Source organism: Candidatus Methylomirabilota bacterium, assembly GCA_035936835.1.
GTDB lineage: Bacteria > Methylomirabilota > Methylomirabilia > Rokubacteriales > CSP1-6 > AR37.
In genome coordinates, this window is sequence record DASYVT010000224.1 from 21722 (window position 1) to 33343 (window position 11622).

The window sequence follows — 11622 nt, forward strand, 5'->3', positions numbered from 1 at the left end:
GGTCCTTGACGACGGCGGCGGTGGCGGCGCACTATCCCCGAAAGGAGGCTCGACATGCGTAAGCTCGCGGCGTCGATCGTTCTCGCTTCCGTCCTCGCGCTGGGGCTGCCGCGCGGCGAGGTCGCTGCGCAGGGCCAGCCGGAGGGCCAGTTGACCATCGCCTTCGACGCCTCGATCGCCCCCACCTTCCTCGATCCGGCCGAGACCCCGGGGATCGGCACGCCGTTCGTGTTCCTGTATGCCCTGCACGACGCGCTCATCAAGCCGCTGCCGGGCAATGACATGGCGCCGTGCGTGGCCGAGTCCTGGAAGGAGAGCCCGGACGGGCTCGTGTACGAGTTCAAGCTGCGCGAGGGTCTCCGGTTCCACAACGGCGATCCCGTCACGGCCGAGGACGTGAAATTCAGCTTCCAGCGCTACCGCGGGGCCTCCGCCAAGCTGCTGCACGATCGGGTGAAGGCCGTGGAGATCGTCGATCCGCACCGCGTCCGGTTCGTCTTGCACACGCCGTGGCCCGACTTCCTGGTCTTCTATGCGACCCCAGCGACCGGCGCCGCGTGGGTCGTGCCCAAGAAGTACATCGAGAAGGTCGGCGAGGACGGCTTCAGGCGCCAGCCGGTGGGGCTCGGGCCCTACCGGTTCGTGCGCATGAATCCGGGGATCGAGCTGGTGCTCGAGGCGAACGAGCAGTACTGGCGCAAGAAACCCACGATCAAGCGCGTGGTCATCAAGGGAGTCCCCGACCGCACGACGCGCCTGGCCATGCTGAAGACCGGGGAGGCGGACATCGGCTACCTGATGGTCGGCCTCGAGGCAGCCACGATCCAGGCGGACCCCAAGCTGCGCCTCGCCAAGGTCATCGCGCCCGCGGCCTGGTGGCTGGAATTCCCCGAGCAGTGGAATCCCAAGTCCCCGTGGAACGACCGCCGTGTCCGGCTCGCGGCCAACCTGGCCATGGACAAGCAGGCTCTCAACGAAGCGGAACGGCTCGGGTACTCGCGCCTGACGGGCTCGATCATCCCGAGCGGCATGGAGTTCGCTCTGCGCCTCGATCCCTACCCCTACGACCCCACGCACGCCAAGCGACTCCTGGCCGACGCCGGCTATCCCAACGGCTTCGACGCGGGCGACCTGACCCCGCTCCCGCCCTTCACCACCATGGGCGAGGCGGTGGCGACCCAGCTGGCCGCGGCGGGCATCCGCACGCGGCTGCGCAGCATGGAGCGGGCGACCTTTTTGGAGGCGTGGCGGTCGAAGAAGCTCGGCGGCGTCATCGTGACGGTCTCGGCCGCGCCGGGCAGCACCGCCGTGCGCCTCGAATCCTTCGTCATCAGCAGCGCGCCGTACGCCGCCGGCGGGTATCCCGACATCGACGATCTGTTCCGCCAGCAGGGGCAGGAGCGCGACCGCAATAAGCGCGAGACGCTGCTCCACCAGATCCAGCGGCTGATGCACGAGCGCGTCATGTTCGGCCCGATCTTCGAGCCCGCCACGCTGCACGGGGTCGGGCCGCGCGTCGAGGAGGCCGCAATCGGTCTCAGCACCCAGCTCTACTTCGCCGCGCCCTACGAGGACATCCGCCTCAAGAAGCCGTGATCTGTCGCTAGGGCGGCGGCGAGAGCGAAGGCCGCGCCCTCGCGAGCCGACACGCTAGATCCAGACGTCGGTCGGGGCGGTCTTGTCGCCGCCGGCATCGCCGGTGTTGACGGTCCCGGCCGTTTCCACGAGCATCGCCCGGCATTCACTCTCTGCCGAGGTCATGTGCTCCACCCCTTTCGGGATGACGAACATCTCTCCCGCCTTGACCGACACGCTGCCATCGCGGAAGTGAATGGCCATGGCCCCGTCCAGCACGATGAACACCTCGTCGGTGTCCTTGTGGTCATGCCACACGAAATCGCCCTGGAACTTGACGAGCTTGAAGTGGTAGTCGTTCATCCGGGCGATGATCTTCGGCGACCAGTGTTCGGAGAACTTCGAGAGCTTGTCCTCAAGGTTGATCGGTGTCCTCATAGGCCTCCCTCCTCCGAGGAACCGAGGATAGCGCCTTCCTGTGACGGGCTCAAGAACGTGCTAATCTCGGGCGCGGGAGGAGCGGACGAATGCTGAACGCCACGCGCGATCTCACGCTGCCCACGACCGTCACCGGCTCCTGGCCGCGGCCGTCGTGGTTCACCGAGGTGCTGCGGGGGCGGCCGTTCAAGGAGGCGCTCGGCGACTCGCGCTTCCGCGAGCAGTACCTGGACGCGGTCAGCTGCATCGTCAAGGAGCAGGAGCTGGCGGGCCTCGACATCCTCACCGACGGCGATTCGCGATTCGATCTCACGGTGGGCGGCAAGTCGTGGTTCTTCTACCCGATCGAGCGGCTCCTCGGCATCACCGGCCACGTGGACCGCGCCGCGGGCGCGGGCTGGACGACGATCCAGCCGGGGCGGATCCTCTACGAAGTGATGGAGGCCTATCAGCCCGCCATCGCCGGCGAAAAGCTGCGCGGCGGGCCGCTCCAGTACGCGGCGCTCTTCAAGGTGGCACAGCGCTTCAGCGCGCGGCCGGTCAAGTTCGGCTCCATCAGCGCCCAGACGATGGCCAAGATGATCGCCAACAAGCACTACGCCACGGACCGGGAGCTGGTGCTGGACGCCGCGGACATCATCAACGCCGAGCTGCGCGAGGTGGCGACGGCCGGGTGCCGGGTCATCCAGGTGGAGGAGCCGCGCCACCACATCGCGGCCGCCGACGGCATCTCGGATGGCGAGCTCCAGTTTCTGACGGATGCGCTGAACCGCGAGATCAAGGGTGTCGAAACGGAAATCTGGCTGCACACCTGCTGGGGCAATCCGAGCCAGCAGCCTATCCACTGGCAGCGGCCCTCCTACGAGCGCGCCCTGCCCTACCTCCTCCAGACCGCCGCCGACGTTATCACGCTAGAATGCGCGAGCACGGGCGGGCGCGACCTGCCGCTGCTCGGGAAATACCGCACGGACAAGAAGATCGCCATCGGCGTGGTCAACCACTCGACGGCCGCCGTCGAGCCGCCCGAGGTGGTGGCCGACCTGATCCGCCGGGCGCTGGAGTACGTGCCACCCGAGCGGCTGATCCTCTCCAGCGACTGCGGCTTCGGGCGTGAGGGCCTCTCGCGCCGCATCGCCTTTTACAAGACCGTGGCGATCAACCTCGGCGCCAACATCGTCCGGCGCGAGCTGAAGCTGCCCGAGGTGGACATCCCTGCCGCCGACCCCCGCTACACGTTCTCCGGCTGACCGCCGCGCGTGTGGCTGAGAGCGCCAGCCTTGACGCTTGAGGCGGGCTTGCTCGTCATCCCGCCGCTGCCCTGCTTCCTACCGATCTCCCGCGTCTAACGGCGCGCCCAACGAGCACGCTCAGCGGCCAGGGGCGAGCGACGCGAGCCCTTGGTCCGCTGCAGCGTGAAGTTCGACGCCCACCAGATCGTCGCTGGTTCATCAGCGTGGCTTACTGTATGACCTCATCTGCCCGCGACAGGATCGACGGCGGGATGTTGAGCCCTAGCGCCTTGGCCGCGCGCAGGTTCATAACGAGCTCGAACTTCGTCGGCTGCTCGACGGGCAGGTCGGCGGGCTGGGCGCCTTTCAAGATCTTGTCGACAAAGACGGCCGCGCGCCGATTGATCTCGATGAGATTCGCGCTATAGGAGATCAGCCCGCCGGCCTCGACATAGAACCGGAGTCCATACATGGCGGGGAGCCGGCTCTTGGCAGCCAGCTCCGCGATTCGCCGGGCGTGCGGGTCGAGGAGCCCGCCCGGGAACACGAGAAGGGCGCCAGCGCGCGCGCCAGTCGCCGTCTTGAAAGCCGCCTCGATCTCGCCAGCGTCTCGAATCTCGAGCGAGAGCAGCTTCCACCCCCGCTCCCTGGCAGCGGCTTCGGCCACCTGCCAAGACAGGAGGCTGGTCCATACCCGGAGGACCGCCACTGGCGCCGCACCCGGGACGAGCTCCTTGAGCAGCTCGAGTCGCTTCCCCGTCGTCTCTACCATCTGAAGGCTCAGCCCCGTGAAGTTCCCGCCCGGGCGTGCGAGGCTCTGAACCAACCCCTCCGCCACCGGGTCGCCGGCGCCCGTCATGATGATGGGGATCGTCGACGTCGCCTGCTTGAGCGCGGCCAGCGTTGGCCCTGGGGCGACGATCACGTCCACCTGCAGACGGACCAGCTCGGCAGCGAGGCTGGGGAAGTGCTCCGGTCTTCCCTCGGCCGAGCGCACCTCGGTCACGAAATGCTCCCCATACACGTAGCCGAGCTCGCGCAATCCGCGCAGGAGTGCGTTGAGGGATGGGTTCTGTGGCTGGGGCCCGACCATTTCGGAGGTCGTCACAAAGCTACCGAGGATTCCGATGCGATAGACCTTGCGCGCGGGCTGGGCGCGGGCGGCGCGCGGCACCGCGAGGGTCCCGAGGGCGAGGCTGCCGATGAAAGCGCGCCGGTCCATCAGTCGATCACGTCCTCCATTCGCAGCAGAAGCGATGCCGGCGTCCGCGGGCCACGACATGCTGGACCCTTCGCCAGTGCGGCGAACGTCCGCAGTCACCGGCCGGAGCGAGCGAAGCGAGCTTCGGTCCGGTGGACTGCGAAGTTCGACGGTGTGTCATCGCGGCCCTGGCGTTGATCGGCCGAAGCCGGGACCTCTTTCATCGCACTTAACGCGACGGAGAATAGTCCGTCACCTTCATGTACACACGCTCGGGCGCTTTCGAGAGAATCTTGCCATCGGCCTCGCTGGCGTCGCGCACCTTGATCCACTCGGGATCGGCCACGAACGCCTTCCAGCTTCGGTCCGCTGCTTCCTGGCTCTCATGAGACAGAAAGTAGATGAGCGTGTTGTCCTTGCGCGCGTCGTCCGTTGGCACCCAATACATCTCGTTCCTCATGCCCTGCTTCTCGAAGAGTTTCATCGTGTGCTCGGCGAATCGCTTGTGAAGGGCCGGCAGTCGGCCTGGCAGCACCGTGTACGTCCGCAGCTCATAGACTCTGGTCTTCTTCTCCTGGCCCACGGACACGCCAGCCGCGAACCCTATCAATCCGACTGCGATCATGGCGGTCGCGCCCAAGACGAACTGCTTCGCCTTCATTGTGAACCTCCTCCTCGTTGACTTTCGTTAACGGCTGTTCCACGCGATTCGGCGTCCCTCGAAGGGACGCCCGACCGAGGAATGGGCGCCCACCCTGGGCGGCGCCGCGCGCGGCGCCGTTTCTCAGAGCGTTCTGCCTGAGCCATTCAACGTCTCGTAAGCCGCCGAACGCTACGGCTGAGCGGCCGGCGGGCCGCCGATGACTGCTCCGTCGAGCCGCCTTCCCGCGGTCCGCTCCAGCCGTTCGTTAGAGAGCTTTCATTGAGATCCGGCCTCAACGGCGCCACGTAATCCAGCCCGCTCGACCGCGGCTTTGACGAGCCCCTCGGACCTCGCGTCCTCCACGAATTTGCGCGCGTAGGGCATCGCGATATCGCGTCCCTTTGGGAGGGCCATCCCCTGCCGCTCGGTGGCGAAGCGGCCCTCGAGGACCCGAGAACCGGGCAACTGATCCGAAATTTGGAAGAGGTTAGCCTTGTTCGCAGCAAACGCGTCGGCTTTCCTCGATTTCAGCATCTCTACTCCGCCGGCAAGGCCTGGGCCTCGGACGACCGTAGCGTTCTTTAGTTCTCGAGATAGAAAGATATCGACTGCGCCCTTCTCCGGGACACCAACTCGAATCCCTGGCCGGTCAACATCGGCCAACGTCGAGATGGAAGAGCCGCCTGGGACAAGGTAGCCCAGTTCGATTTCTATGTGCGGCGCGGTGAAGTCCATATCCTTCGTCCGCTCAGGGAGAATGGCAAGGAAGGCGATGTCCCACTGGCCAGTCCTCGCGTTGTCGACAAGGGCCCCGATTGATGGGTACACAACCGGCTCAAACGGGACCCCCATTCGTCGCGCGAATTCTTTCCCGAGATCAAATCCCACTCCTTTCATCTCACCCGACGCGGGGTCCTTTATCACGGATGCGGGACCGCCAAGATAGAGGCCCACGCGAAGCTTGCCGGTTGGAGCCAAGGCCTGTCGCGCTTCCGGAGTAGGTGCAGTGACGGCAGCTGCACAGCCTGTGAGTAGCACGCCAAGTATCGCAACCATCGGCCAATAAGTTATTCGCATTGCACCCTCCCAGAAGTAACCGTGGCTCTCTAACTAGAATTCGGCTGACCTGCGTAGCACCGCTGACGAAGCGCGTGCCGACAGCGTAACACGGTGCCCGGTATCATAGTTCTAGCTCGATTAGCATTGAAGAAGGCGCACTTCGCCGGCGCGTACAGGCTGCCGGGCGCCTTGCTATGCAGACCTCGGATACACGATATGCGAGGTCTGCGTATCCGGTGGAGGGTCGGGCTCGGCGTCATGGGGCGTCATCCGAACCGCGGGACTCTGGACCCCGGCTGGCCCGGGGTTGAGGACGTGCGTGTAGATCATGGTGGTGCTCACGTCGCGGTGCCCGAGGAGCTCTTGGACGGTTCGGATGTCGTGGCCGTCCTCCAGCAGATGGGTTGCGAAGGAGTGGCAGGAGGCGCGCGCATTCGAGCAGCGGCAACCTGACCCCCCGACTACTCGCAGTACTTGCAGGGCGGGTAGTTGCGGTCGTAGACCGGGGTCTTCAGATACTCGTCCCGGTTGTAGGTCCAGAACTGCGACACGTTCGGGTACGTATAGATCACGCTGTTCTGCAGCTTCCCGCCCACCCGCTCGACCCTGCGGATGTAGACGTTCTGGATCGGGTTGCCCAGGTCGTCCATCTTCATCGGCCCGCGCGGTTCGTCGCTGAACTCCACCTTCCGGAGCGCGGCGAGGAGCTTCTCCTTGTCCTCGGCCTCCCCGTTGATGCTCCTGAGCGCCTCGTAGTAGAAGCGCCCAGCCGTGTACCCCTCGGCGGAGTACAGAGACGTGCCGCGGCCATAGCGCTTCTCGTAGGCAGCCGAGAACTTCTTGTTGGCCGGGTTCTCCAGCACGGAGCTGTAAATGAGGGAGGTCATGACCCCGACGGCCTCGTCACCCATGCTCTTCAGGACGTTCTCGTCCGTCAGCGTCCCGATCCCGACCAGCGGAATCTTTCCCTTGAGACCAGCGTCGCTCCACGCCTTTACGAAGCGCGGGGAGAGGCCGCCTGTGTGGCACGCGTAGACGCCATCGATGTCCTTCTTCAGCGAGGTCAGGTACGGCGCGTAGTCCTGCATGTTCAACGGGGTCCAGATCCGCTGCACGACCTTGCCGCCCAGATCTTCGAACACGCGCTGGAACCCGCCGTTGGACTCCCAGCCGAACGCGTAGTCCATGCTGATCGTGGCCATGCGCCGCAGCTTGAGCTGCTTGTAGGCATAGTCCCCGAGCGGGTGCGTCGCCTGGCTGCCGGTGAAGGACGTGCGCACGACCCACCGCACCGGCTTGCGCTGGGTGATGTCGTCCGGCGCCATCACGGGGTAGACGGTCGGGATCTTGTTCTGCTCGAGGTACGGCGCGATGGCATAGCCGGTGGCGGCCAGCAGCCCGCCGGCGACAGTGTGCACATTCTCCTGCTCCACGAGCCGCCGCACCTTGGTCAGGGCGCCGGTCGGCTCCGGATCCGAATCCTCCACGATGACCTTGACCTCGCGGCCGGCCACCTTGTAGCCGACCTCTTCCCAGAAGAGCGTGAACCCGTCCGTCATGTCCTTCCCGGTCTGGGAAAAGTTGCCGGTGAGCGGCCCGAAGTACCCGATCCGGATGGGGCCGCGGTCGGCGGCCCGGCCCAGCCGTGGCCTTCCGGCCATGCCCACGGCGGCTGCGCCCATCGCGACAAGGAATCGACGTCTACGCATGGCTCTCTTCTCCTTGTCCCCCGGGTGCGGGACCGCTCAAGGACCTCTGGCGATATCTGGCCCACGATAGTGTGACGAGGCGCGCCGCGCCGTCAAGTAGGGCTGGAACGGCGCGTTGCAAGCCGGGTCGTGATCCCCTACGATTGCCGTCGTGAACAAACCGGATTCCACCAGGCGCGCTGTAGGGGAGGACGCGATGACCGCTCCGGGTTATGACCCGAAGGACGCCACGCCCGTCACGCGCGCGCTCAACCGCGCCGTGATGGACGCTCTGCCGTTCGGCGACACCCAGGACTTCGAGGACGCCCGGCGAGGCTTCCTGGGCTCCCTCCCCGAAGTGGAGATCAAGAACGACCGGGGTCGCGTCGTCTGGAGCCTCAGGGGCTATGCCTTCCTGGGCGAGGAGCATGCGCCGCCCACCGTCAACCCGAGCCTCTGGCGCCAGGCCCGGCTCAACATGAGCCACGGCCTGTTCCAGGTCACCGACCGCATCTATCAGATCCGCGGCTTCGACATCTCGAACATGACCATCATCGAGGGCGACCGGGGGCTCATCGTCGTCGACCCTCTGATCTCGACCGAGGTGGCGCGCGCGGGCCTCGATCTCTACTTGGCGCATCGGGGAGGGGCGCACCGTGGATTGCGGCCGGTCACAGCGGTCATCTACACCCACAGCCACACCGACCATTACGGCGGCGTGCGGGGCGTTGTGGACGAGGCCGATGTGCGAGCGGGCGCCGTCGAGATCTGGGCGCCCGACCGCTTCATGCACGAGATCGTCTCGGAGAACGTGCTCGCGGGCACGGCGATGATCCGGCGCGCGCAGTTCCAGTTCGGCGGCACCCTGCCCAAGGGGCCGCGCGGCCAGGTGGACGCGGGGCTTGGCAAGGCCACGTCGCGCGGGACCGTCACGCTCATCCCGCCGACGCGCATCGTGACCGCGCCGATCGAGACGCACCGCATCGACGGCGTCGAGATCGTGTTCCAGCTCGCCCCGGAGACGGAGGCGCCGGCCGAGATGCACATGTTCTACCCCGCGCTCCGGGCGCTGAACCTCGCCGAGAACGCCACGCACAACCTGCACAATATCTACCCCATCCGGGGCGCCCAGGCGCGCGACGCCAACGCCTGGGCCCGCTACCTCAACGAGGCGATGGACCGCTTCGGCCGCGACACCGACGTCGTCTTCGCCCAGCACCACTGGCCGGTGTGGGACAACCACCGCGTGCTCGACTTCCTCGCCAGGCAGCGCGATCTGTACAAACACCTGCACGACCAGACCGTGCGCCTCATGAACCACGGCTACAAGGCGGCCGAGATCGCCGAGCGTCTCGCCCTGCCGAAAAGCCTCGCCGCGACGTGGCACACGCGCGGATACTACGGCACGCTCAGCCACAACGCGAAGGCGGTCTACCAGCGCTACCTCGGCTGGTACGACGCCAATCCCGCCAACCTCAACTCGCTGCCTCCCGTCGAGCGCGGGCGCAAGTACGTCGAGTACATGGGCGGCGCCCCGGCGGCGATCAGGCGGGCGCGCGAGGATTTTGAGCGGGGCGAGTACCGCTTCGTCGCCGAGGCCATGAGCCACGTCGTCTTCGCCGATCCTTCGAACACGGAGGCGCGCCATCTCGGCGCCGACGCCCTCGAGCAGCTCGGCTATGCGGCGGAGTCCGCGACCTGGCGCAACGCGTATCTTCTGGGCGCCTTCGAGCTGCGGCAGGGCCAGCCCAACGTCGTCGCGCGGGCCCCCGTCAGCCCCGACGTCGTCCGCGCGATGAGCCTCGATCATGTCTTCGACTACCTGGGTGTTCGGCTCAACGGCGAGAAGGCCGAGGACCGGCGCATCGTCATCAACTGGGCGTTCTCCGACCTTGCCCGGACGTACGTGCTGAACCTCGAGAACTGCGCCTTGACCTACCTGGCCGACCGGCGGAGCGCCCGCGCCGACGCCACCGTGACGCTCGACCGGGCGACACTCGACCGCATCATCCTGGGCGAGGTGCCGTTCGCCGAGGCCGTGCGGCAGGGCCTCGCGCGCATCGAGGGTGAACCCGACATGGTCGCCGAGCTCTTCGGCCTCCTCGACGACTTCGCCCTGATGTTCGAAGTGATCGAACCCAAGCGAATGCCGTCAGGAGGCGTCACGTCTTGAGATCCGACTCGCCCGTCAGACGGGCAACGGCGGGCCGTGACGCCGGCTGTGCTGCTTCCCGCGCGAGCGTCTCGTTTCGACGGCCCAGCCACAGCCCGTTGACCAGCCAGAGCGCTGAGATCGGCACGGCTGCGACGCTGATGCCCGCCAGCCCGAGCCCAAGGAGCCCCATGCCAGCGTACGCCCAGGCGCCGATCTGGTCGCCCGCGCGGTAGACGAAGGTATCGATGAAGCTCTTGGCCTTGTATTTGTCTTCGCGCGGTACCACGGTGAAGCAGGTCTCGCGCGCGGGCCGCGCCACGGCGAAATTGCCGGCGCGCCGCAGGACCTGGAACGTGATGACCCCCCACAAGGTCGGCGCCACCCCGAGCACGGCGAATCCCGCGACGCTCAGCGCCGGCAGCAGGGTGAGCGTGAGGGCGACGCCGAGCCTCTTGATGATCCGCCCCGTCAGGAGGAGCTGAATGAGAAGCGTGAGGACGTTGACCGCCAAGTCGATATTAGCGAAGAACGCCGTTCGCGCCGAGCGGTCCGTGAAGCTGTGTTTCGCGATATCGGCCTGCTGGAAGTAGAGAAACGTCGACAGGATCGTGAAGAGCAGCATGTACACCGTCAGGTTCAAGAGATAGGGCGATCGGACGGCGTGGGCGAATCCGGACAGCACCCTGCCGCCGACGGCCGCGTCGTCTCTGCCCCCTCCGGCCCGCTCGCGCAGGCCCCGCGCGATCCTCGCCAGGCGCCGGACGCTGAACACGGCCACCTCGAGCAGCACGGCCGAGACGAGCAGGAGGCGGCTCCGGCCGAGATGCTCGACCAGCGCGAAGGTCAACGACGATCCGACGATCCCGCCGATGGTTCCGCCCGCGGCAATGAAGCCGAACAGCCGCCGGCTCTGCTCGCTGCTGAACACGTCGGCGAGAAAGCCCCAGAACACGGACACGACGAAGAGATTGAAGACCGCCGCCCAGATGTAGAACATCCTGCCGGTCCACGCGTTGGCGGGCCCCGAGGTCGTCTCCAGCAGGATCAGAAAGAGCACGAGGTTGGCCATGAAGAACCGGTACGTCCACGAGATGAAACGGACGGGCGCGAGGCGCGCCACCAGCGCCGAGAACGGCGGGTTGGCGATCAGCATGCCGACCAGCGTTCCGGTGAACAGCCACGGCAGGTTCTCGATGCCGCCCGCCGCGCCGATCTCGTCGCGAATCGGCCGGATGACGTAGTACGCGGACAGGATCGAAAAGAAATACAGCCACGACCATGCGAGCGCCGTCGCTTCGGCCGGCCTCACGTCGATCACGGTGCGGAGCACCCGGAGCGTCAAACCGCCGCCGGCGGCGCTGGACTTTTCGGTGGGCACGGAGTATTCCTTGTTGGGTGTTCGCACGAACCGCCTGACATGGCCGATCAAGAAGGGTAGCAGTCTCGCATCCCACCAGGTGAGGAGATTTACGATGAACTCGAACGGCGCAGTCAACGAAGGTCGCCGCCAATTCCTTCAGGCCGCCGCGGCCGCTGCCGCGGGCGCGGCCCTGGGCACCATCCCGCTGGCGGCGCGCGCCACCGCCGCGGCCGAGGGCGGCATGAAGATCGGAGTGATCGGCTCCGGCAGGATC

The 11622-nt window shown here is 66.5% G+C and carries 9 protein-coding genes and 1 pseudogene; 3 read left to right on the plus strand and 7 right to left on the minus strand.

The features are described 5' to 3' along the window. The first annotated feature begins 54 nt into the window (after positions 1–54). Complete coding sequence (locus VGV06_20460) at positions 55–1596, plus strand: ABC transporter substrate-binding protein (GenBank protein HEV2057515.1); 1542 nt, start codon at positions 55–57, stop codon at positions 1594–1596. Positions 1597–1650: 54 nt separating this feature from the next. Here VGV06_20460 and VGV06_20465 read toward each other — a convergent pair whose 3' ends face one another. Further along, positions 1651–2013, minus strand: coding sequence for a cupin domain-containing protein (locus VGV06_20465; protein HEV2057516.1), 363 nt, complete (start codon positions 2011–2013; stop codon positions 1651–1653). Positions 2014–2102: 89 nt separating this feature from the next. On the opposite strand from VGV06_20465, the gene VGV06_20470 reads away from it, so the two are divergent. Next, a complete protein-coding gene (locus VGV06_20470) occupies positions 2103–3260 on the plus strand; it encodes a cobalamin-independent methionine synthase II family protein (GenBank protein ID HEV2057517.1) in 1158 nt (385 codons plus the stop codon). Positions 3261–3471: 211 nt separating this feature from the next. Here the strand turns inward: VGV06_20470 and VGV06_20475 are convergent, their stop codons facing one another. From VGV06_20475 to VGV06_20495, 5 genes and pseudogenes are all read right to left on the minus strand, one after another. Beyond that, positions 3472–4464: an ABC transporter substrate-binding protein gene (locus tag VGV06_20475; GenBank protein HEV2057518.1), complete on the minus strand. Its 993-nt coding sequence runs from the start codon at positions 4462–4464 to the stop codon at positions 3472–3474. Positions 4465–4672: 208 nt separating this feature from the next. Beyond that, positions 4673–5104, minus strand: a complete 432-nt coding sequence (locus VGV06_20480; GenBank protein ID HEV2057519.1) for an NIPSNAP family protein — start codon at positions 5102–5104, stop codon at positions 4673–4675. 258 nt (positions 5105–5362) lie between these two features. Further along, positions 5363–6040 carry a transporter substrate-binding domain-containing protein gene (locus tag VGV06_20485; protein HEV2057520.1) on the minus strand — a complete coding sequence of 226 codons (678 nt, stop codon included), beginning with the start codon at positions 6038–6040 and terminating at the stop codon, positions 5363–5365. Between the two features lie 297 nt (positions 6041–6337). Further along, positions 6338–6562, minus strand: a pseudogene (locus VGV06_20490) (tyrosine-type recombinase/integrase). Between the two features lie 44 nt (positions 6563–6606). Continuing rightward, a complete protein-coding gene (locus VGV06_20495; GenBank protein HEV2057521.1) occupies positions 6607–7854 on the minus strand; it encodes an ABC transporter substrate-binding protein in 1248 nt (415 codons plus the stop codon). Between the two features lie 196 nt (positions 7855–8050). Between VGV06_20495 and VGV06_20500 the strand changes: the two genes are divergently transcribed. Further along, positions 8051–10006, plus strand: coding sequence for an alkyl sulfatase dimerization domain-containing protein (locus VGV06_20500; protein HEV2057522.1), 1956 nt, complete (start codon positions 8051–8053; stop codon positions 10004–10006). Here VGV06_20500 and VGV06_20505 read toward each other — a convergent pair. After that, entirely contained in the window at positions 9996–11366 is a 1371-nt protein-coding gene (locus tag VGV06_20505; GenBank protein ID HEV2057523.1) for an MFS transporter, read from the minus strand. The genes VGV06_20500 and VGV06_20505 overlap by 11 nt on opposite strands. Positions 11367–11622 lie beyond the last annotated feature (256 nt).